We start from the raw sequence: 21291 nt of genomic DNA on the forward strand, positions 1-21291 counted from the left end.
CGTCGATGGTGGTGATCGCCGTCGTGTTGGCCGCAATGCTGGCCGTGTTGGCCGTCACGTTCTGGTTGGTCGCGTGCAGCTGCGAACCGTTCACCGTTTCGGTGCTGGTGTCGCTCAGCGCACCGGCCTTCACGCCGCTCAGCGTGCGCGCGCCCTCAGTGCCACCGAAATCCACCGTCGTGCCGTCCAGGTCCCTGGCCACCGTGATGGTCTTGCTGGTCGCGTCCTGCTGCACCAGGCCGACGCTACCGCCGTCCAGCTGCTGCGTCAGGTTCGTGACCGAGCCTTCCACGTTGGTCACGCGGCCGTCGATGCTGGTGATCGCAGCCGTGTTGGCCGCGATGTTCGTCGCGTTGGCCGTCACGCTCAGGTTGGTCGCGTGCAACTGTGAACCGTTCACCGCGTCCGTGCTCGTCGCGCTCAGGCGGCCTGCGGCCACGTTCGTGATCGTGCGCTCGTTACCTGCGCTGCCCACGCTCACCGTGCTCGCCGGGTTCGCACCGGCGAACGCATAATCCGTCCCGCCGATGGTCGCTCCACTGGTGCCCACCGCCGCAGACGTCGTCGAGCCTGCGCCCAGCGCTACCGAGCCCTTCTCCGTTGCAGAAGCATCGGCGCCCAGTGCCGTTGCCCTATCCACGGTCGTAGCAGCGTACGCACCAAGCGCAATAGCATCTATGCCTGCCGCCTGAGCGTGCGAACCGATCGCAATGGCCCAGCCGCCTGCCGCCTGAGCGGACGTACCGATCGCAGTGGCTGAGGCGCCTGCCGCATCAGCCATTGCACCAACCGCAGTGGCGTGGTCGCCTGCCGCCTCAGCGGACGAACCGATCGCAGTTGCGACGAACCCGCTTGCAGCAGCCGCCTGACCAAGCGCAGTGGCGTAGGCGGCTGCCGCCTGAGCGTGATTACCGATTGCAGTCGAGTTTCCCCCGCTGGCCGTGGCAGAGGCGCCCAGCGCCACATCATTCGTGTTGTTCGACACCGCGCCCATACCGATCGCCACCGAATCCTGACCCACTGCCGACGAATCCTCACCCGTCGAGTTCGCGTGGAAGTACTTCGTGCCCTTCTCGTACACGTCGGTGACCTGGCCACCGATATTCGTCACCTGGTCGTCCAGGCTGGTGATCAAGTTGGTGTTCTGGTCCACCTGCTGGTTCGTGGCGTACAGCTGCGAACCGTTCACCGCTTCGGTGCTGGTGTCGCTCAGCGCACCGGCCTTCACGCCGCTCAGCGTGCGCGCGCCCTCAGTGCCACCGAAATCCACCGTCGTGCCGTCCAGATCCCTGGCCACCGTTATGTTCCGGGTCGCTGCGTCGTGCTGCACCAGACCGATCGTGCCGTCGTTCAGGCTGTTGGTGACGTTCGTGATGTCGCCACTCATCTTCGTGATGTCGGCTTTGTTGATCGCGATGTCCTTGCTGTTGTCGAGCGCGATGTTGTGGATCATCACTAGGCCATCGTTGAGGTTATCCATCAATGTGGCGTTGCGGCGCACGCTTTCGTCGATGTTGGCAAACGCATCACCCACGTTGTTGACCGTCGTACCGCCCACGCTGTAGCTCGGCGCGCTGATCGTGCCGTCCGACTCGATCGCCGCCCCACCGCCTAGCACATTCACCACTCCGCCGAGCTGGCTCAGATTGACGGCATCCGTACTTTGGGTACCTGCAGCCAGGTTCACAATCTGGCGTTGGCCGGTGGACGTGCCTACCGACACCGTATTCGCCCGGTCGGCCACCGAATTCACGCCCAAAGCTACGCTATTGGTCGCGGTGACCGTGCTCCCGAAACCGAGCGCCACAGAATCTGAGGCACTCACGGTTGAAGCTGGGCCGAAAGCTGCCGAGCGATCACCGTTGACAACGGCCATTTCGCCGAGCGCAATCGTGCCACCCCCGCTCGCCTCGGCTGAATCGCCGATGGCAATGGCCGAGCTACCGTCATAATTAACGTCGCCTTTAGCGTTTGCACCAGCACCAATCGCTATCGATCCAGGAGTGCTGGCAGAAGCAGCGACGGCGGTGCTGGTCGAATTGTCAATAGCAATGTTGCCATAGGCGCCAATAGGGTTCGCAACTTTAGCAGCAGCATTCCCACTGTAGCCGGCAATCACACCCAAGGCTACGCCGATGCTACCCATCACGCAGCGTGACTTGCTGCGCTTGCCGCGACGTGCAGTGTGCTCGGATGCAGCCACCCACGACCCAAGGGCTTCACTCCAGATGCTGACATAGGACTTGTTCATGACATGATTCCTTTTAAAGTTTGAAAAAGAACTGAGGTATGCGAACTAATGCCAAATCGCCGTTGCCATTTCTTGCTGTTCGATATCAGCTGCAAAAACGGGGGCGATGACGATCCAGAAAGCTCATGGCCGCAGTAAGAATCGGCCAGATTTCTGCCGAGTCAATCTGGGGCAGGCCTTTGCTAAATCTCTGTAACTGGGTTCAGTCTATATTTTTGAGATTGGATAAAAATAGGACCGGTCCGAATCGGCGCGGGCCGGTATTTGAGCGCTGCAGCGCTTGAGATGGCGGCACTGCCTGCTAACGCGGAGAGCGTGGCAAGGTCAGAAATCTTGACGGGACGGCAGATAGTGGAAAGGGTGCCCTATGTGTTTCATCAACTGTCAACAGTTCAGCGATGCCCGTCGCCAATGCTTGCGCTGACGAGTGCAACCGCGCGCCGAACGGGTTTCAGTCGAGCTTCACGTAACAGGCGACGACCAGAAGTGAAGGCGGGGACAGGCGCAAACCGCAACGCCGCCCGCCACAGGCGGCTCAATCGACATCAAACACGCAACGAGTCGGAATCGCCGTATGATGCGGAAATCATTCCTTGCGTCCCTGATTCAGATCCGCCATGCCATCACAGAGCACAGATTCCAGCAGGCATGGACGCGTGGTTCACACGCTCAACCGCGACTCACGCGTTGATGAGCCGAGCAGGCTGAACCGCTATCAGCGGACGCTCGTCATGGGCGCGGGCGTCGCGGTCTCGTTTGTCCTGGTGCTGTTGACCGGCGTTGTGCTGAAATCGACGGTCACGGACTACGTCGAGGATCGCTATACCGATTTCGCTCTCCGGCAGACTCGCCTGCAGCTGGAGTTTCTCGAGCGGGAAAGAACGCTGAGAGCCGCCATCCTCCATGAAGATATTGAGTTCAGTCCCGTGTTGATCAACAGCGCGCCACAGCAGGTAAGGCTCGCCGCGCAACGTCACAAATACTTCTGCCGTGCACGCCGCAGAGCCCCAACTGTGGTCAAGCGGTTAGGTGAGGACAGGAGTGCGACATGGTTTCCGCCAGCCACCGATCCCTTTAGCGAACAGCCCGCCATCCGGCTGGTCATGCCGGCCTTCGCTTGAGCGCGAAGTGCTGACGGATCGGACCGAAGCTCGATAAGAAAGCCTGCGTGCGTTCAGGATCGCACCCGCTGATGCGTGGCCATTGACGTTCTTGCGTGCCGCCAGCGCGCATTCTTCGAGAAGACGAATGGAAACCCCAGGCCGTGGCCGTGGACGATCGGTCGAAGTCGATTTCTTTCGCGGTATCGTGCTGATCGTCATCGTGCTCGATCACATTCCCGGCAGCACGCTATCGCATCTGATGCTGCACGCGTACGCGTTGTGCGATTCGGCCGAGGTGTTCGTGTTTCTCGGCGGCTATGCATCGGCGGCGGCGTATACGACGGTGCTTGCGCATCGCGGCGAACACGCGGCGCAGCTGCGCTTCCTCAAACGCTGCGGGGAGATCTATCGCGCGTATCTGTTGACGGCGATGCTGACGCTCGTGTCCGGCGCGATTCTCGCGCTGCTCGATCTGAATCGGCCGATGGTAGAAATGACCGGCTGGCCGCCGTTCGCGTTGCAGCCATGGCGTCATGCATTCGATATCGCGCTGTTGCGCCGGCAACCGTATCTGTCCAGCGTGCTGCCGATGTACATGCTGTTCGCGCTATGCGTGCCCGTGATGGTGCCGCTCGCGCGCCGCTCTGCATCGCTCGCGCTCGCGGTGAGCGTCGCGGTGTGGGCCGTCGCGCGGCCGCTCGCCACGTTATTCAGCATTGACGCTGTCGCCGACTGGGCTTTTAATCCGTTTGCGTGGCAACTGATGTTCATGCTTGGTATGCTGTGCCGCGTGCAGCCGATCAGCGAACGTTTTCATGCGAGCTATACCGCGCAGTGGCTCACGCGCGTCGCGGTGGTCGCGGTGCTTGGCTTCGCGATGGTCAAACTTTTCGTGCTGACGCAGCCTTTGTCCGGCACGCACAAGCAGAATCTTTCAGTGGAACGTGTGATCAATTTCATCGTCATCGCGTGGCTCGCCGCCCAGTTCGTGCGGATGGGCAGTATCGCGTGGCTAGCGAGGCGGCTGCCCGCCGTCGTGACGGTGGGGCGCACCGGACTCGTGTGCTTCGTGACCGGCACGCTGGTGTCGTTGATCATCGACACGGCGACACCGCACACGTTTCACGGTTTTCGCGCGGTGCTGGTCGGGCTCGGCGGCGACCTCGCGGCGATCGGCGCGCTGCTGATGATCGCGCGCGGCTGGAGCGGCTGGAAAGGGCAGCAGTCGGGCGCACAGGCGAATGGCGCGGGTTGCGGATGACACGACGCGAGCGCCGCGTGCGCATCACGACCACGATGCGCACGACGCGCAAGCTCGTTGGACTCGCAACCGTGATGAGCGTCGTCGTGCTCGCGTGGCTCGCGATGCATCGCACGGCCGCGCAGGCCAAAGAGACACCGTTCGAGATGCACTGCGCGGAGTTCGCGGGCGCGGTGCTGTCGCCCGAATTGATCGAGATGCCGACGGCCGGCGCGCTGATCGAAAGCGCGGCGATGATCGGTGCGACCGCGCCGGGCAATCAGCAAGGCGGCGAGTATTGCCGCATCACGGGCCGCATCAAGGCGCTGAATCGGACAACGCCCGACATCCGCTTCGATCTGAATCTGCCGAGTCGCTGGAATGGCCGTGCGTTGCAGATCGGCGGCGGCGGGTACAACGGCGTGGTTGTCAGCGGCACCGGCGTGATGCCGTTCTCGCCGGATCGCGCGCCCCTCGCGCAAGGCTACGCGACGTTCGGTGACGACTCGGGCCATGTCGGCGATTCGTCGCTCGCGGAGTTTGGTCTCGTCGATGAAGCGGTGACGAACTTCGGCTACGCGCATCTGAAGAAAACCCATGACGTCGCGCTCGCGTTGATCGCGCACGCGTACGGCAGGCCGCCGCAGCGCATGTATTTTGCCGGCGGCTCGACGGGGGGCCGCGAAGGCTACACGGTGATGCAGCGCTTCCCCGACGACTACGACGGCGTGATCGCCAATGCGCCCGCGCTGAATTTTTCCGGCGTGCGGCTGATCGGCGTGAAGCTCGGCCAGGCCGAGTACGGTACGCCGGGCGGCTTCGTGCCGCCGGCGCTGCTCGAACGCGTCTATCAACGCACGCTCGAGGTGTGCGACCGGCTCGACGGCATGGCCGACGGCATCGTCAGCGACGTCGAAGCATGTCGCGCGCACGAAGCGCAAATTGTCGATTCGCTGCGTTGCGCGCTGCGCCTTTCATCTGACGATGCGTGTCTGACCGACGCGCAACTGGCCACCTTGCTGGCGATGCGCGACGGGCTGTCGCTGCCGTATCGGCTCGCGTGGGAGGTGAGCGGCTATCGCGGCTACAACGTGTTCCAGGGCACGCAACTGACCGGCGCGCTCGGGCTCGCGCATCAGCCGCGGCGTCAACCGGTACCGACGTTCTATGCGAACGGTTATCTGTTCGCGCAAGGCGACGGCTATCTGCGCTACTTCGTCGCGCGCGACGCGGACTTCGATTCGTTGACGTTCGATCCGCAACGCCCCGGCAAATATCGCGCGCAACTGATCGCGCTGTCGGGCACGATCGGCGCGATGAACCCCGACCTGTCGCGTTACATCGCGCACGGCGGCAAGCTGATCACGCTGCAGGGTCTCGCCGACGAAGTGATCAGCCCGAACCAGACGATCGCATATCACGACGCGCTAGTCGCGCGTTTCGGCAAGGACGAGGTCGATCGCTTCATGCGGCTGTACATGGTGCCGGGGTTTCAGCATGGCAACGGCGTGTTCATTCCATCGGTCGATCTGCTCGGCGCGCTCGACGCGTGGGTCACGCGCGGCATCGCGCCCGAAACGCTGATGGCCACAGATCTCGCCGCGGCGACGAATGGACGCTCGCGGCCGCTGTGCCGCTATCCCGGGTTTCCGCGCTATCTCGGCCGAGGCAATGTAAATCTGGCGAGTAGTTTTGTCTGTGCGCAGCCCTGAGGTCTGAGTCGTCGCAGCGCCTGTTTGACCGGCGAGCCGCGCAACAAAGCGTGCGGACCGAGCCGGGGCCCACGCCCGACGAGCCGACAGCCCGAGCGCCAGCGCCTTTTCGCGCACGTAGCGCCGCAACCGCACGATCTGTTCGTCCGCTCGCGTGCGCTGCACGCTTTCGCACTTTCCATTACATTGCGGATGCGGCGCGTTCCTTCGCGCCGTTTCCTGTCATTCAACAGCGGTGTCGGCCATCATCGAGTCCATGCAGCCAATCGTTTCGGTCACGAATCTGTCGAAAACCTATGCCAGCGGTTTTCAGGCACTGAAGAACATCAATCTGGCGATCCACCGTGGAGAAATCTTCGCGCTGCTCGGGCCGAACGGCGCGGGCAAGACCACGCTGATCAGCATCGTCTGCGGCATCGTCAACGCGAGCGAAGGCGGCGTGACGGTGGACGGCCACGACATCGGCTCCAACTATCGCGCGGCCCGCTCGCTGATCGGCCTCGTGCCGCAGGAGTTGACCACGGACGCGTTCGAAACCGTCTGGGCCACCGTGTCGTTCAGCCGCGGCCTGTTCGGCAAGCCGAAGAACCCCGCTTACATCGAGAAAGTGCTGCGCGACCTGTCGCTATGGGAGAAGCGCGACAACAAGATCATCACGCTGTCGGGCGGCATGAAGCGGCGCGTGTTGATCGCGAAGGCGCTGTCGCACGAGCCGCGCGTGCTGTTTCTCGACGAGCCGACCGCCGGCGTCGACGTCGAGCTGCGGCGCGACATGTGGAAGCTCGTGCGCTCGCTCGCGGCGAGCGGCGTGACGATCATCCTGACCACGCATTACATCGACGAAGCCGAGGAGATGGCCGACCGCATCGGCGTGATCAACGCGGGCGAAATCATGCTGGTCGAAGAGAAGACCGAGCTGATGCGCAAGCTCGGCACGAAGCAGTTGACGCTGCAACTGGAGAGCCCCCTCGACACGGTGCCGGCTTCGCTCGCCGGCTACGGGCTCGCGGTCGCGAACGGCGGCAACGAACTGACCTACACCTATGAAGGCGAGGGCGGGCGCACCGACATCATCGCGCTGCTGAAATCGCTCGACGACGCCGGTATCCGCTTCAAGGACCTGCACACCACGCAGAGTTCGCTCGAAGACATTTTCGTCAGTCTGCTGCGGGGGAACCCATGAACATCTACGCAATGCGCGCGATCTACAAGTTCGAAATGGCGCGCACGTGGCGCACGCTGATGCAAAGCATCATCGCGCCGGTGATTTCCACGTCGCTGTACTTCGTCGTGTTCGGCTCGGCGATCGGCTCGCGTATCAAGGAAGTGGAGGGCATCAGCTACGGCGCGTTCATCGTGCCGGGTCTGATCATGTTGTCGCTGCTGTCGCAAAGCATCGCGAACGCGTCGTTCGGGATTTACTTCCCGCGTTTCACGGGCACGATCTACGAGCTGCTGTCGGCGCCCGTATCGTATCTGGAGATCGTCGTCAGCTATGTGGGCGCGGCGGCCACCAAGTCGATCCTGCTCGGGCTCATCATTCTCGCGACCGCCGCGCTGTTCGTGCCGTTGCAGATCATGCATCCATTATGGATGGTGCTGTTTCTCGTGCTGACGGCCGTCACGTTCAGTCTGCTCGGCTTCATCATCGGCATCTGGGCGGACAGCTTCGAGAAGCTGCAACTGGTGCCGCTCCTGATCGTCACGCCGCTCACGTTTCTCGGCGGCGCCTTCTATTCGGTGGACATGCTGCCGCCGTTCTGGCACGCCGTCACGCTGTTCAATCCGATCGTTTATCTGGTCAGCGGATTTCGCTGGAGCTTCTACGAGTTGGGCGACGTCGGCGTCGGCCTGAGTCTCGGCATGACACTGCTGTTCCTCGCGGTGTTCCTCGTGATCGTCGGCTGGATCTTCAGGACCGGCTATCGCTTGAAAAGCTGATAAGACCGCGCGATTAGCAGAGGGCGCGACAGCGAAAAGCCGTCGCGCCCTCTTCATCGATACGCGCAGACGCCGACTACAACAGATACGCCTGCGCGACATTGATCAACTGCACGCGGTTGCGCACGTTGAACAGCTGCCGCAAGCGCCGCAGATGATAGTCGACGTTATGCGGCGACAGCCCGAGGAAATACGCGATTTCCTTGTCGCGCTGCCCCTGCACGACCGCCTTCAGCACCGCGTGCTGCAGCGTGCTCAGCGCGACGCGCTGCTGCTGCGCGGGCGCGATGCCGATCACGCTTTTCGCGTGCATCCAGATGAACTCATGAATCGAGTGCGCGAACATCAGCGTTTCCGCGACGATCGATTCGGTCATCCAGCGCGGGTTGCCGATCTCCGAATTGAAGCACAGGCTCGCGCTCAGCTCCGGCTCCGGCAGCGGCATCTGCGTGAGAATGCCGCTCTTGCGGCCGGTCGCCTCCAGCATGTCGATCAGCGCGCCGAGCCGCTCGCTGCGCAGCTGCGCGCGCGGCAGGTCGGCGCGCAGGTCGGCGGTATTCCACAGAAACGGCATGCCGGTCGGCGACGCGAGCGCGACGCGCGGATCGAGCTCGAAATAGCGCTCGCGGAAATAGCGCGTGAGCCATGCCTGCGACTCGTAGCTCGTCAACACGAACATCGTCTTGTGATGCGAAGACGTGCGCGTGGCGGTATAGCTGAACGAGTCGAAGCCCAATTGCCTGATGCGCCGACGCACGAACTCCATGCGGTCCTGCGCGCTGCCGAACCGTCCGAGCGGACCGATCAGCGGCGCGGCCCGCCCCGCCGCGGGCGACGGCGTGCCGATTTCTTCCTCGGTGAACAGAGTCAGAAAGCCACTGCGACCCGCACCATTCGCGGCGCGGGGAGACATCTTCACTGCTTCAGCCGCGTGGGCTGATTGCGCGGCGTGCCGCGCGCCGGCCGGGTAAGCCGGTTGGGCGGATGCCGCTCTCGGGTGTGCTGCCGACGCGTGCCCGGCTTCGCCTTGCGGCGAGCCGGTCAGCCATTGCGGCAGCGTATCGCATTCATGTTCCATGAAACGGTAGCTCCGGCGTTCTAAACGCGTGAAAGACGACAACCTCAATGATTAGCGATTTCGTGAAATGTCGGTAGCCGGTTCCTTGCTATCATTTTTGTGATCTTGCGCTGACAGTGGACCGGCAATACGGGTACGGCGGCGTTTCTCCTTCCATACGGCACCTCCTTCGAGGGGATGTGATGGCACGAATTCCCAAGCTCACGACGACGCTCGCCTACGACCGCTACATGGCCGGCCAGCGACTCGTGTCGAGCGTGGATCGCGAGTGGCGGCATCTGGTGCTGCGCTCGTATCTCGAGCCGGTGCGGCAAGACCTGCTCGAAGCGCCCGGTTTGCGCGACTTCACGCTGATGACGCTCGCGAGCGGCGCCGAGCATCTCGAACGCAACCTCGGCGGAGCTTGGGAAAGCGCCGATATGCGCGTGAACGACCTGTGGTTCGTGCCGCCCACGCCGATCTCGTGGCGCTGGCATTCGATCAGCGACGAGCCGTTGTCTACGTTGCACGTGCACATCGAGCGCGATTTGATCGACAGCGTCGCGCAACAGATGGGGCTCGACGCGTCGCGTGAACTGTCGCTCGGCGACGCGATGCGCTTCAACGATCCGCTGATCGCCGCGATGCTTGCCGCGCTGCATCGCGCCGCCCGCGATCCGGCCGATTCGCGTCTGTATGTCGATACGCTGGCTCACGCGCTCGCCGCGCACCTGTTGCAGCACTATTCGAGCGGCAACGACGCGCGGCGCGGCGGCGCGACGCGGCCCGAACGGCTGGTGCCGCGCCGGATTCGCCGAGTGACCGAGTACATCCGCACCAATCTCGCCGAAGATCTGGCGATCGCCGAACTGGCCGAGCAGGCCGGCCTAAGCAGTTTTCATTTTGCCCGGGTGTTTCGCCGCGAGACCGGGGAGACGCCGCATCAGTTCGTGACGCGCTTGCGGCTCGAGGAAGCGGCGAGGCTGCTGCGCGCCACGGATCGAACCGTGCTGCAAATCGCGCTCGAAGTTGGCTTCGAGAATGCCGGTCATTTCTCCGTGCAGTTCAAGCGTGGCTATGGTGCGACGCCGCTCGCCTACCGGCTGCGCGCTTGAGATGCACGCCGGCTGATGCTTGCCTGCGCACGCCGTAACGGCTCGCCTTTCTACAGTCGGAATCACGCACTTGCGCAGTGTGCTTTGCATTGCGCGGCTTGCAAACTACGAACTTTCGTGGCGGCGCGCGGTGCAAACTGGCATGGCACGTGGAGCAAGGCTTCGCGGTTCGGCCGGCCGCCCGCGATCGGACGTGGTCTAACTGGACTGACCGCAGCGCCGACAACTGTATCTGTCGAAACCTTGCATCGGACGACAGAATCGAACCGCTTTTGAACCCCACATACCGGATAACGCGCCATGACCCGACTCAAGATGACCGCCTGCGGCCACGCCTTCATCGCCGAAACCCATCCCGATGCGCCGCAGACCGTGGCCGCCTTCCTGAAGCTGCTGCCGTACCGGCAGAAGCTGATCCATGTGCGCTGGAGCGGTGAGGGCTGCTGGGTGCCGCTCGGCGAATTCAAGCTCGAGAACGACGGCGTCGCGGTCGGCTTCGAGAATCACACGAGCCATCCATCGGTCGGCGACATCCTGTTCTATCCGGGCGGCTATAGCGAGACCGAGATCATCCTCGCATATGGCTCATGCTGCTTCGCGAGCAAGATGGGGCAACTCGCGGGCAATCATTTTCTGACGATCGTCGAAGGCAAGGAAAAACTGCGCGAGCTCGGCACGAAGGTGCTGTGGGAAGGCGCGCAGGAGGTGGTGTTCGAGAGGCTTTGAGCGAGCCGCATTTCCTTGCTGGGCATACGCGATGCTTGTTTGAAGAGCCGCGTGCGGTCAGGTATCGATCCGGCACCGACCACGCACGTGAGGCACTCGACACCGCTGGCCCGCCCGGCGAGGAGGAGCAAATGCGAGGCATAAATGACAAGGTCCGCGCTGTAGTTTTTGCCATGTCGATCGTGGTGCTTTCGGCTTGCGGCGGGGGCGGTGACGGCAGCGGCGGGTCGAGTAGCGGCGGCAGCGCGGCGGCCGAGCCGGCTGGCGGCGTCAAGCTGCAGGTCGTGTCGTTCGGCGACAGCCTGTCGGACGTCGGGACTTATGCGCCGCTCGCGAGCGCGGTGGGAGGCGGGCGTTTCACGACCAACCCCGGCGAGGTGTGGTCCCAGCAGGTCGCGCAATACTACGGCGATACGCTCAGCGCCGCGTTCACGATCGATTTCACGCATAAGCTGAGTGCGCAGAGCGGCCTCGGTTACGCGGAAGGGGGCTCGACGGTGGCGACGCCGGCGAACCAGTACGACTATCTGAGCGACGTCATCGGCAACGTCGAAATGCCTGTCAATCAGCAACTGTCGAGCTATCTGAGCGCTCACGGCAGCTTCAACGCCAATCAGCTCGTGCTCGTGTGGGTGGGCGCGAACGATGTGCTCCGCGCCGGCAACCTGCCCGCCGCGGCGCCGATCGTGCAGGCGGCGGCCACGACGCTCGCCCAGCTCGTCGGGCAGATCGTGCAGAACGGCGGCGCGCATGTGGTGGTGATCAATCTGCCGAATATCGGGCTGTCGCCGAAGGGGCTCGCTTCGGCCGATGGTGGCGCGAACCTCACGCAGTTGTCGCAGCTTTTCAACGCTACGTTGAACGCCGCGTTGCAAACCGATGGGCTGCAGTCGAAAGTGATCGAGGTCGATTCGTACACGTGGACGAATCAGGTCATCGGAAGCTTTCAGGCGAACGGTTTTACCGTGTCGAATACGGGGCAGGCCTGCGATCCGAAGAAAACGCCCGATGACACCGCGCTGCTATGTTCGCCGGCGACCTATGTGAGCGCCAATGCGGATCAGACTTACATGTTCGCCGATGATTTGCATCCGACGACGCATATGCATGCGTTGTTTGCGCAGTTCGTCGAGCAGCAGATCGCGCATAGTGGGTTGGGGCGGTGAGGGGAGACTACGGCGGGGCGCGCTATCGGCACCCCGCCCCTGAACCAGGCCGGGGTGCGCACCCCATCAGATGGTCATCACTTGAACAACTTCATCGCCTGCGTCAGCGTATTGATCACCCCCCAGGCAAGCGGAATCATCACATACACCCAGAACACCGCGAGCATCACCTTGTTGGTCGGATGTACGGTTTGAACGGTCGACATACGGATCTCCTCACGCGCCCTTGGCGACTTGTGCATCGGTCATGTGGTGCTTCTCATCCACACGCTTGACCAGCAGGTTGCAGATAAAGCCGATCACGAGCAGCACGGCCATGATGTGCACGGTCATCGTGTACGCGTCCGCTTTGGCGACACCGTTCGCGACTTCATATGCGCGGATGTAATTGACGAGCACCGGACCCGCTACACCCGCTGCCGCCCACGCGGTCAGGAGCCGTCCATGAATGCCGCCGACGAACGCCGTACCGAACATGTCGGCGAGATAGGCCGGCACCGTCGCGAAGCCGCCGCCGTACATGGACAGGATGATGCAGTACGTCAGCACGAACAGCGCGATCTGTCCGTTCGCGGCAAAGCTGGGCACGAAGTAGTAGAGCACCGCGCCGAGCACGAAGAAGATGGCGTAGGTGTTCTTGCGACCGATCCAGTCCGATGCCGACGACCACACGAAACGTCCACCCATGTTGAACAGCGACAGCAATCCGACGAAGCCGGCCGCAGCCGACGCCGTCACGGTGTTCTTGAAGCTCTCCTGGATCATCACCGAGGCCTGGCCGAGAACGCCGATCCCGGCCGTCACGTTCAGGAACAGCACGAACCAGATCAGATAGAACTGCGGTGTTTTCAACGCCTGATCGATATGCACGTGGTTGCGCGAGATCAGCCGGTGCTGCGTGACTTCGGGCGGCGTCCAGCCGGCCGGCTTCCAGTCGGCGGGCGGCACGCGGATCGCGAGCGCGCCGACCGTCATCGAGATGAAGTAGACGATGCCGAGCACGACGAAGGTCTCCGCGACGCCCACGCTCGTTGCGCTATGAAAGTGGTTCATCAGCGCGACCGACAACGGCGCCGCGATCATCGCGCCGCCACCGAAGCCCATGATCGCCATGCCGGTCGCCATGCCGCGGCGGTCCGGGAACCAGCGGATCAGCGTCGACACCGGAGACACATAACCGAGCCCCAGCCCGATCCCGCCGATCACGCCGTAACCGAGATATAGCAGCACGATCTGATGCAGATAGACGCCGAGCGCGGACACCAGGAACCCGCCGCCGAAACAGCATGCTGCCGTGAACATGGTGCGGCGCGGACCGACGTGTTCGAGCCATTTGCCCGCGAATGCCGCCGACAAACCGAGGAACACGATCGCGAGCGAAAAGATCCAGCCGAGCGCGGTCAGCGACCAGTCATCGGGCGCGGACTGGGTGATGCCGATCACTTTGGTCAGCGGTCCGTTGAATACCGAGAACGCATAGGCCTGACCGATGCACAGATGCACGGCGAGCGCCGCGGGGGGCACCATCCAGCGCGAAAAGCCGGGCTGTGCGACGGTGGCCCGTTTGGAAAAAAATGGGGCTGAGCCTCGTTGGCCGCCCGGCTCGCTGATGCTACTCATAAGTGGGTCTCCTTACAGTTGTTCTGTTTATCGGCGCTTCGTGCATATACCTTGAGGCGGCGGAGTGTAACTTTCGCACGCCGTCGCGTCATCGCTATATGTACTTTTATTTCATACGACCTGGATCCACGTACCCAAAATCGTGCCTGGCTCGACAATAGGACGTGGACGATGGCTTCGCAATATGAATCGGGCGGACATAAGGTGTGAACCTGGTGAAAGGCGGGTATTCTTCACGCGATCGTGCAAATCGTGGGACGCTCAGAGCCGGTTGCTCCGTACTTCCGACTAGAGCCACTATGCAAATTCGCCAATAAGCGAGCCGCGCACGACGCGCGGCACAAAAAGAAACGGGCCGGCGCGGCTTCTTCGCCGCGCCGGCCCGTCGTGTATCGACGGCGAGTTCCGCCGGTGTCAATCGATCCTGCGCCCGGTCTTCATGCGTGCTGCAACGAGTACCGAAATCAGACAGCCGATCGCCAGATACGCGGCCACCGGGTGCCACGAGCCGCCCGCGAAGCTGACCAGCGCGACCGCGATGAACGGCGTGAATCCGCCGCCGACCACGCTCGCCACCTGATAGCCGACACCCGCGCCGCTATAGCGGTACTCGGTGCCGAACAGCTCGGTGAACATCGGCTGCTGGACGCTGACGACCATGTCGTGCGCGATGTTGGCAAGCATCACCGCGAACACGACGATCCATACTATCGAACGCGCTTCGAGCGCGAGGAAGAACGGCACCGCGCTGAACACGCCGACCAGCGCGCCGATCATATAGATGCGACGGCGGCCGAAGCGATCCGCGAGCCACGCGAAGCACGGAATCGTCACGCAGCTGAGCGCGCCGACGACGAAGCCGATCGTCAGGAAAAACTCGCGCGGCATGTGCAGGTTCGTGGTCGAGTAGCTCAGTGCGAACGCGGTCACGATGTACATCGTGAACAGCTCGGCGAGCCGCAGCGCGATGATCAGCAGGAAGGCTTTCGGATGGCGCAGCAGCGCTTCGACGATCGGCAGGCGCACACGGCGCTCGCCATGCTGGCCGACTTTCTCGACGAACTCCTGAGATTCCTCCATGCTCGAGCGGATCCAGAGCGCGATCAGCACCAGTACGACGCTGAACAGAAACGGCAGACGCCAGCCCCAGCTGAGGAACGCGGCGTTGTCCATCGAGCGGCTGATCAGCGCGACGAGTCCCGTCGACAGCACGAGCCCGACGCCGTAGCCGACCTGCACGCCGCTGCTGTAGAAGGCCTTCTTTTTCTCGGGCGCGCTTTCGACGGCCATCAACGCCGCGCCGCCCCATTCGCCGCCGACCGCAAAGCCCTGGATTGCGCGCAGCGTGACGAGCAGCACCGGCGCCAACCAGCCGATCGTCGAGAACGCCGGCAGCAGACCGATCGCGGCTGTCGACAGACCCATCATCATCACGGTGAGCACGAGCATGCGCTTGCGTCCGAGCCGGTCGCCGTAATGGCCGAACACGAAGCCGCCGAGCGGCCGGAACAGAAAGCCGACGCCGAAGGTCGCGAACGCGGCAAGCGTGCCCATCGCCGGGCCGACGTTCGGGAAGAACTCGGCGTTGAACACGAGCGCGGCGACGATGCCGTACAACAGGAAGTCGTACCAGTCGACCACGGCGCCGATAAAGCTGCCGAGCGCGGCCTTGCGAGCCCGACTGCGCGCATTGCGGTGATTGGCCACTGTGGCCTGCGGGTGGGTGGTGCTCATCGAGTCTCCTTCAATGTGATATGTGCTTTAATCGATCGCGCCGCCCGGGCAAGGCTTTCGACGCGATCGATCCGCGCAGGGAATGTCCGGAAGGTTAATGACGCGACCCGGAATTCACAATCCGCGTGATGGAGAAAATGCGCGATCATCGCTCGCGGCTGCGCGAATAGCGCGCGTTTTGCGTGTTTACACCGAGCGCCACGCAGAACCGTCGCGGGGAATGATGTGGGCGAACCCACGCAGCGCGCGGCGTGCTAACGTGAAAGTAATCTTAAAAACAACAGTCATTGATATACTACATACCGAATATTGAAAAATGCGGCGTTGCAGCATATGATTGAGGGATCAATCTTCTCAATCATCCGGAGTTACACGTGGAATTCGTGCCTCTTGCGCTGTTCGCCATGGCCGTCGTTGGATTGGGCTGTGCCGCCACCGTTCTGCTGACCGATTGGATTCCCGAATCGGTCGCTGCACCTGCATCGCAACATGGCCGCTTCGTGGGTCTGGGCGAGCAGCGCGGCAAAACGGCGGCGCCGAATCGCGCGCGTGTTCAAGCAGAGGCGATGAATGTCGTCAGAACTTCCAACTGAAACAGTGGCCACTCCGTTGACCCTGTCGTTGCAGCCAATCGGCGCGAGTGCGAGCTTGCGCGATCAGGCCTATGCGATGCTGCGTCAGGCAATCGCCGACGCGGATATCTACCAGAATCGCGAAGAAATCCGTCTCGACGAGCGCGTGCTCAGCGAATCGCTCGGCGTGAGCCGCACGCCGGTGCGCGAAGCGATGACGCTGCTCGAGCAGGAAGGCTTCCTGCGCATGGTGCCGCGGCGTGGCATCTACATCGTGCGCAAGAGCAAACGCGAAATCGTCGAGATGATCCAGATGTGGGCCGCGCTCGAAAGCATGGCCGCGCGGCTCGCCACGCTGCATGCGACCGACGAGGAAATCGGCCGCTTGCGCCATATGTTCGACAATTTCCGCGACACGACGCCGGCCGAGCATATCGCCGAGTATTCGGACGCGAACATCGCGTTTCATCAGGCGATCGTCGAGTTGTCGAAGTCGCAGATCATTCTCGACACGATCAAGAACATCTTCATCCACGTGCGCGCGATCCGGCGCATGACCATCTCGCAGAGCGACCGGGCCGCGCGCTCTATCGTCGATCATCTGCGCATCATCGAGGCGCTCGAAAAGCGCGATACCGAACTCGCCGAGCGGCTCACGCGCCAGCATTCGCTCGATCTCGCGGCGTTCGTCGAAGCCAATTGCGATTTCCTCGATTGATGGCGGCGTAGACGCTGCCTGGCTGCTGATTGCGAAAAGCCCGCGTGTGCAAGCACCGCGGGCTTTTTTGCGTGCGCGCACTTCGAGCGATCCGCAGGTCGCGCGGCGGCAAACAAAACGAGGTCGCCGCCGCGCTGCGGGATAAACCTTGCTTGACGGTCTTGAAAATATGGTATGTGATATATCAACAATGACCGGTGTAACGCACGACTTGGTGTTTTCCCTTGAAATGACTGCCGCAGAGCCTTGTAGATTCGGCGCAAAGCTGCGGCAGACAAGCTCGAACAGCACAAACTTCGCGCCGTCTATGTCTCGAAATTGGCCTTGAAGGAATGTGATATATCACATACGGTATCTTCGAAGCCGTGAGACGTCGGTGCAACCGGACGTATATCGAAGCGGACGCGTCCGTCGATAACCGTTGCACATCCGATTGATGAGGAGATGACCATGTCTGCAGTTGTTTCATCCCTGAGTCCGGCCACGGCCACCACGACCGCCGACGACACGCTCAAGCAGAAGACCCGCGACGCGGGCGTCGTGTCGGGCGGCCATCTGGTCGCAAAGGCGCTGAAAAACGAGGGGGTCGACACGATCTTCACGCTGTGCGGCGGCCACATCATCGATATCTACGACGGCTGCGTCGACGAAGGCATCCGCATCATCGACGTGCGCCACGAGCAGGTCGCCGCACACGCGGCCGACGGCTACGCGCGCCAGACCGGCAAGCTCGGCTGCGTGGTGACGACCGCCGGCCCCGGCTGCACGAACGCCGTAACCGGCATCGCGACCGCGTTCCGCTCGGAAAGCCCGATCCTGCACATCGGCGGGCAGGGCGCGCTGACGCAGCACAAGATGGGCTCGCTGCAGGACCTGCCGCACGTCGACATCATGGCGCCGATCACGAAGTTCGCCGCGAGCGTGTCGAGCACCGAGCGCGTCGCGGACATGATCTCGATGGCCGCGCGCGAATGCTTCAACGGCGCGCCCGGTCCCGCCTACCTGGAAATTCCGCGCGACGTGCTCGACCGCGAAGTCGACGTGTCGCGCGCGATCGTGCCGCGGCCGGGCCGCTATCGCGCGTCGACGAAATCGATCGGTGACCCGCGCGACATCGAGAAACTGGCGGACATTCTCGTCGATGCGGAACGCCCCGCGATCCTGTACGGCCAGCAGGTGTGGACCGCGCGCGGTCACGAGGAAGCGATCGCGCTGCTGCGCGGCATCGAGATTCCCGGCTATTTCAATGGCGCGAGCCGCGGGGTGCTGCCGCCGGGCGATCCGCATCATTTCGATCGCACGCGTTCGCAGGCGTTTGCGAATGCCGACGTGCTGATCGTGGTCGGCACGCCGTTCGATTTCCGCATGGGTTACGGCCGACGCATCAGCAAGGAATTGACGCTGGTGCAGATCGATATGGACTATCGAACCGTCGGCAAGAATCGCGATATCGATCTGGGTCTGGTCGGCGATCCGGGCGCGATTCTCGCCGCGGTGCTGCAGGCCGCGAGCGGTCGTATCAAGGACGACAAGCGTCAGGCGCGCCGCAAATGGATGGCGCAGTTGCGCGACGCCGAAGCGAGCGCAACCGAAAAACTGATGCCGCTGTTCCGCTCGAACAGCACGCCGATTCATCCGTATCGCGTCGCGTACGAACTCAACGAGTTCCTGTCCGACGACACCGTCTATATCGGCGACGGCGGCGACGTCGTGACGATCTCCGCGCAAGCGGTGCGCCCGCGCCGCCCCGGTCAGTGGATGGACCCCGGCGCGCTCGGCTCGCTCGGCGTCGGCACCGGCTTCGCGCTGGCGGCGAAGCTCGCGCACCCGCACAAGGAAGTGCTCTGCTATTACGGCGACGGCTCGTTCGGCATGACCGCGTTCGACATGGAAACCGCGAACCGCTTCGGCGCACCGTATCTCGCGGTGATCGGCAACAACTCGGCGATGAACCAGATCCGCTACGGCCAGCTTGCCAAATACGGCGAAGAACGCGGCAACGTCGGCAATCTGCTCGGCGACGTGCCGTTCAGCAAATTCGCCGAAATGCTCGGCGGCTATGGCGAGGAAGTGCGCGATCCCGCGCAGATCGCGAGCGCGCTACAGCGTGCGCGCGAAGCGATTCATCGCACCGGCCGCTCGGCGGTGGTCAACATCTGGGTCGACCCGCGCGAGTACGCACCGGGCACGAAGAACCAGACCATGTACAAATAACCCTCATCGTTCAGGAGATACGACATGGCCAAGGCACTCGACGGTGTGCGCATCCTCGATTTCACGCATGTGCAATCGGGGCCGACCTGCACGCAATTGCTCGCATGGTTCGGCGCGGACGTGATCAAGGTAGAACGGGCAGGCGCGGGCGACATCACGCGCGAGCAACTGCGCGATATTCCCGACGTGGATAGCCTGTACTTCACGATGCTCAATCACAACAAGCGCTCGGTCACGATCGACACCAAGCATCCGGAAGGCAAGCAGGTGCTCGAAGCGCTGATCCAGAAATGCGACGTACTGGTCGAAAACTTCGCACCGGGCGCGCTCGACCGGATGGGCTTTACGTGGGAGCGGATTCAGGAATTGAATTCGCGCATGATCGTCGCCTCGGTGAAGGGCTTCGGTCCCGGTCCTTACGAGGACTGCAAAGTCTATGAAAACGTCGCGCAATGCGCGGGCGGCGCTGCGTCGACCACCGGCTTCGACGACGGCCCGCCGGTCGTGACCGGCGCGCAGATCGGCGACAGCGGCACGGGGCTGCATCTCGCGCTCGGCATTGTCACTGCGCTCTATCAACGCACGCATACCGGACGCGGCCAGCGCGTGCTCGCGGCCATGCAGGACGGCGTGCTCAATCTGTGCCGCGTCAAACTGCGAGACCAGCAGCGGCTCGACCGTACCGGCGTGATGAAGGAGTATCCGCAATATCCGAACGGCACGTTCGGCGAAGCGGTGCCGCGCGCGGGCAATGCGTCGGGCGGCGGCCAGCCGGGTTGGATTCTGAAATGCAAAGGGTGGGAGACCGACCCCAACGCCTATATCTACTTCATCACGCAGGCGCCCGTGTGGGCGAAGATCTGCAACGTGATCGGCAAGGAGGAGTGGGCCACGGACCCCGACTACGCGACGGCGCCCGCGCGCCTGCCGAGATTGAAGGAGATCTTCGCCGAAATCGAACGCTGGACGATGACGAAGTCCAAGTTCGAGGCGATGCAGATCCTGAACGAATACGACATTCCGTGCGGCCCGATCCTGTCGATGAAGGAAATTGCCGAGGAGCCATCGCTGCGCAAAACCGGCACGATCGTCGAAGTCGATCATCCGAAGCGCGGCAAGTATCTGACAGTGGGCAATCCCATCAAGCTGTCCGACAGCCCGACCGACGTCGAACGCTCGCCGCTGCTTGGCGAACATACCGATGAAGTGATGGCCGAGCTCGGTTATTCGGCCGAGCAGATCACGGCGCTGCGCACGGCGGGCGCAATCTAGGAGCGAGGCATGCAGACGTGGATGCGGTTCATGTCGGGCGACGGCGGCATCGTGTTCGGCCGTGTCGAAGGCGCCTATCTGCACGAGTACGAAAGTCTCGCGCATCCGGTGCCGACCGGCGCGGTACTGTCGCTGCGCGCATTGACGCCGTTGGCGCCGTGCTCGCCCGGCAAGATCGTCGCGCTCTGGAATAACTATCACGCGCTCGCGGCGAAGCTCGACAAACCCGTGCCCACGCATCCGCTGTTTCTGCTGAAGCCGGCGGCGTCGGTGATCGGCGCGGGCGAGCCGATCCGCCGGCCGCGTCACTACGCGGGCAAGATCGTCTACGAAGGCGAACTCGGCATCGTGATCGGCCAGCGTTGCCGCGATGTGGATGCGCAACAGGCGGAGGCGGCGATCTTCGGCTACACGCTCGTCAACGACGTCACCGCCGCCGATCTGCTTAACGAGAATCCGCATTTTCCGCAGTGGTGTCGCGCGAAGAGCTTCGATACCTTCTGTTGCCTGGGTCCGGCCATCGTCTCCGGTTTCGACTGGCGGGCGGCGCGCCTCCTGACCACGCTCGACGGCGCCGAGCGTCAGAACTATCCGCTCGCCGATATGGTCTTTTCGCCGGCCGAGCAGGTGAGTCTGATATCGCAGGATCTGACGCTCGAACCCGGCGACGTGATTGCGTGCGGCACCTCGGTGGGCGTGGGGTCGATCAAGGACGGTGCAACGGTCTCGATCACGATCGATGGGATAGGCACGCTGACCAATACCTTGAGCGCGGCGCAGCGCGACGAGCCACCGCGATCGGGCGATACCGCGAACGTCGGTTGACGAGGGCCGGACCTCGCGGCTCTTG

At 63.0% G+C, this 21291-nt stretch carries 17 protein-coding genes and 2 pseudogenes; 12 read left to right on the forward strand and 7 right to left on the reverse strand.

Annotation, left to right across the window (positions count from 1 at the left end; all coding sequences use genetic code 11):
• The 3 genes and pseudogenes from HDG34_RS39830 to HDG34_RS12655 all read right to left on the reverse strand — a co-directional run.
• Nucleotides 1-2251 (reverse strand): ESPR-type extended signal peptide-containing protein (locus HDG34_RS39830; protein WP_311735644.1); only part of this gene is annotated, 2251 nt, incomplete at its 3' end.
• A 907-nt stretch (nucleotides 2252-3158) separates the two neighbouring features.
• Nucleotides 3159-3237: pseudogene (locus HDG34_RS39100) on the reverse strand (IS6 family transposase); the annotation flags it as partial.
• A 127-nt stretch (nucleotides 3238-3364) separates the two neighbouring features.
• Nucleotides 3365-3433 (reverse strand): annotated as a pseudogene (locus HDG34_RS12655) (transposase); the annotation flags it as partial.
• Between the two features lie 66 nt (nucleotides 3434-3499).
• Here HDG34_RS12655 and HDG34_RS12660 point away from each other — a divergent pair.
• The 4 genes from HDG34_RS12660 (at nucleotide 3500) to HDG34_RS12675 (ending at nucleotide 8247) form a co-directional block, all read left to right on the forward strand.
• Entirely contained in the window at nucleotides 3500-4615 is a 1116-nt protein-coding gene (locus HDG34_RS12660) for an OpgC domain-containing protein (RefSeq protein ID WP_184060475.1), read from the forward strand.
• Nucleotides 4612-6306, forward strand: a complete 1695-nt coding sequence (locus HDG34_RS12665; protein ID WP_184060477.1) for a tannase/feruloyl esterase family alpha/beta hydrolase — start codon at nucleotides 4612-4614, stop codon at nucleotides 6304-6306. Before HDG34_RS12660 ends, HDG34_RS12665 begins: the two co-directional genes overlap by 4 nt.
• 256 nt (nucleotides 6307-6562) lie before the next feature.
• Nucleotides 6563-7489 (forward strand): ABC transporter ATP-binding protein, encoded by a 927-nt coding sequence (locus tag HDG34_RS12670; RefSeq protein WP_090810431.1) that lies wholly within the window; start codon nucleotides 6563-6565, stop codon nucleotides 7487-7489.
• Complete coding sequence (locus HDG34_RS12675) at nucleotides 7486-8247, forward strand: ABC transporter permease (RefSeq protein WP_184060479.1); 762 nt, start codon at nucleotides 7486-7488, stop codon at nucleotides 8245-8247. Before HDG34_RS12670 ends, HDG34_RS12675 begins: the two co-directional genes overlap by 4 nt.
• A 76-nt stretch (nucleotides 8248-8323) precedes the next feature.
• Here the strand turns inward: HDG34_RS12675 and HDG34_RS12680 are convergent, their stop codons facing one another.
• Entirely contained in the window at nucleotides 8324-9325 is a 1002-nt protein-coding gene (locus tag HDG34_RS12680; RefSeq protein WP_184060481.1) for a LuxR family transcriptional regulator, read from the reverse strand.
• Nucleotides 9326-9507: 182 nt separating this feature from the next.
• Between HDG34_RS12680 and HDG34_RS12685 the strand changes: the two genes are divergently transcribed.
• From HDG34_RS12685 to HDG34_RS12695, 3 genes are all read left to right on the forward strand, one after another.
• Nucleotides 9508-10419: an AraC family transcriptional regulator gene (locus HDG34_RS12685; protein WP_184060483.1), complete on the forward strand. Its 912-nt coding sequence runs from the start codon at nucleotides 9508-9510 to the stop codon at nucleotides 10417-10419.
• Nucleotides 10420-10719: 300 nt separating this feature from the next.
• Nucleotides 10720-11145 carry a DUF3830 family protein gene (locus HDG34_RS12690; RefSeq protein ID WP_018424716.1) on the forward strand — a complete coding sequence of 142 codons (426 nt, stop codon included), beginning with the start codon at nucleotides 10720-10722 and terminating at the stop codon, nucleotides 11143-11145.
• Between the two features lie 131 nt (nucleotides 11146-11276).
• Complete coding sequence (locus HDG34_RS12695; RefSeq protein WP_184060485.1) at nucleotides 11277-12311, forward strand: SGNH/GDSL hydrolase family protein; 1035 nt, start codon at nucleotides 11277-11279, stop codon at nucleotides 12309-12311.
• 77 nt (nucleotides 12312-12388) lie between these two features.
• Here HDG34_RS12695 and HDG34_RS12700 read toward each other — a convergent pair whose 3' ends face one another.
• The 3 genes from HDG34_RS12700 to shiA all read right to left on the reverse strand — a co-directional run bounded on the left by HDG34_RS12700 (nucleotide 12389) and on the right by shiA (nucleotide 15665).
• Entirely contained in the window at nucleotides 12389-12517 is a 129-nt protein-coding gene (locus tag HDG34_RS12700) for an oxalate:formate antiporter (protein WP_090809263.1), read from the reverse strand.
• Between the two features lie 10 nt (nucleotides 12518-12527).
• On the reverse strand, nucleotides 12528-13931 hold the full coding sequence (locus HDG34_RS12705; protein ID WP_184060487.1) for an OFA family MFS transporter: 1404 nt from the start codon (nucleotides 13929-13931) through the stop codon (nucleotides 12528-12530).
• Nucleotides 13932-14345: 414 nt separating this feature from the next.
• Nucleotides 14346-15665, reverse strand: a complete 1320-nt coding sequence (shiA, locus tag HDG34_RS12710) for a shikimate transporter (RefSeq protein ID WP_184060489.1) — start codon at nucleotides 15663-15665, stop codon at nucleotides 14346-14348.
• Nucleotides 15666-16039: 374 nt separating this feature from the next.
• Here shiA and HDG34_RS12715 point away from each other — a divergent pair, with 374 nt between their 5' ends.
• The 5 genes from HDG34_RS12715 (at nucleotide 16040) to HDG34_RS12735 (ending at nucleotide 21266) form a co-directional block, all read left to right on the forward strand.
• Nucleotides 16040-16258 carry a hypothetical protein gene (locus HDG34_RS12715; protein WP_184010619.1) on the forward strand — a complete coding sequence of 73 codons (219 nt, stop codon included), beginning with the start codon at nucleotides 16040-16042 and terminating at the stop codon, nucleotides 16256-16258.
• Complete coding sequence (locus HDG34_RS12720; protein WP_013091210.1) at nucleotides 16236-16955, forward strand: GntR family transcriptional regulator; 720 nt, start codon at nucleotides 16236-16238, stop codon at nucleotides 16953-16955. Before HDG34_RS12715 ends, HDG34_RS12720 begins: the two co-directional genes overlap by 23 nt.
• A gap of 450 nt (nucleotides 16956-17405) precedes the next feature.
• On the forward strand, nucleotides 17406-19169 hold the full coding sequence (locus HDG34_RS12725) for a thiamine pyrophosphate-binding protein (RefSeq protein ID WP_184060491.1): 1764 nt from the start codon (nucleotides 17406-17408) through the stop codon (nucleotides 19167-19169).
• Between the two features lie 24 nt (nucleotides 19170-19193).
• Complete coding sequence (frc, locus tag HDG34_RS12730; protein ID WP_184060493.1) at nucleotides 19194-20441, forward strand: formyl-CoA transferase; 1248 nt, start codon at nucleotides 19194-19196, stop codon at nucleotides 20439-20441.
• A gap of 9 nt (nucleotides 20442-20450) precedes the next feature.
• Nucleotides 20451-21266 carry a fumarylacetoacetate hydrolase family protein gene (locus tag HDG34_RS12735; protein WP_184060496.1) on the forward strand — a complete coding sequence of 272 codons (816 nt, stop codon included), beginning with the start codon at nucleotides 20451-20453 and terminating at the stop codon, nucleotides 21264-21266.
• Nucleotides 21267-21291: the final 25 nt, after the last annotated feature.

The sequence above is a fragment of the Paraburkholderia sp. HC6.4b genome (assembly GCF_014200875.1).
GTDB classification, from domain to species: domain Bacteria; phylum Pseudomonadota; class Gammaproteobacteria; order Burkholderiales; family Burkholderiaceae; genus Paraburkholderia; species Paraburkholderia tuberum.

Excerpts from the sequence above, each read along its gene's own strand:
- frc (WP_184060493.1), top strand. The coding sequence starts at position 19,194 with ATGGCCAAGGCACTCGACGGTGTGCGCATCCTCGATTTCACGCATGTG.
- HDG34_RS12660 (WP_184060475.1), top strand. The coding sequence starts at position 3,500 with ATGGAAACCCCAGGCCGTGGCCGTGGACGATCGGTCGAAGTCGATTTC.
- HDG34_RS12700 (WP_090809263.1), bottom strand. The coding sequence starts at position 12,517 with ATGTCGACCGTTCAAACCGTACATCCGACCAACAAGGTGATGCTCGCG.
- HDG34_RS12705 (WP_184060487.1), bottom strand. The coding sequence starts at position 13,931 with ATGAGTAGCATCAGCGAGCCGGGCGGCCAACGAGGCTCAGCCCCATTT.
- HDG34_RS12720 (WP_013091210.1), top strand. The coding sequence starts at position 16,236 with ATGTCGTCAGAACTTCCAACTGAAACAGTGGCCACTCCGTTGACCCTG.
- HDG34_RS12675 (WP_184060479.1), top strand. The coding sequence starts at position 7,486 with ATGAACATCTACGCAATGCGCGCGATCTACAAGTTCGAAATGGCGCGC.
- HDG34_RS12685 (WP_184060483.1), top strand. The coding sequence starts at position 9,508 with ATGGCACGAATTCCCAAGCTCACGACGACGCTCGCCTACGACCGCTAC.
- HDG34_RS12690 (WP_018424716.1), top strand. The coding sequence starts at position 10,720 with ATGACCCGACTCAAGATGACCGCCTGCGGCCACGCCTTCATCGCCGAA.
- HDG34_RS12665 (WP_184060477.1), top strand. The coding sequence starts at position 4,612 with ATGACACGACGCGAGCGCCGCGTGCGCATCACGACCACGATGCGCACG.
- HDG34_RS12680 (WP_184060481.1), bottom strand. The coding sequence starts at position 9,325 with ATGGAACATGAATGCGATACGCTGCCGCAATGGCTGACCGGCTCGCCG.
- HDG34_RS12695 (WP_184060485.1), top strand. The coding sequence starts at position 11,277 with ATGCGAGGCATAAATGACAAGGTCCGCGCTGTAGTTTTTGCCATGTCG.
- HDG34_RS12670 (WP_090810431.1), top strand. The coding sequence starts at position 6,563 with ATGCAGCCAATCGTTTCGGTCACGAATCTGTCGAAAACCTATGCCAGC.
- HDG34_RS12725 (WP_184060491.1), top strand. The coding sequence starts at position 17,406 with ATGTCTGCAGTTGTTTCATCCCTGAGTCCGGCCACGGCCACCACGACC.
- shiA (WP_184060489.1), bottom strand. The coding sequence starts at position 15,665 with ATGAGCACCACCCACCCGCAGGCCACAGTGGCCAATCACCGCAATGCG.
- HDG34_RS12735 (WP_184060496.1), top strand. The coding sequence starts at position 20,451 with ATGCAGACGTGGATGCGGTTCATGTCGGGCGACGGCGGCATCGTGTTC.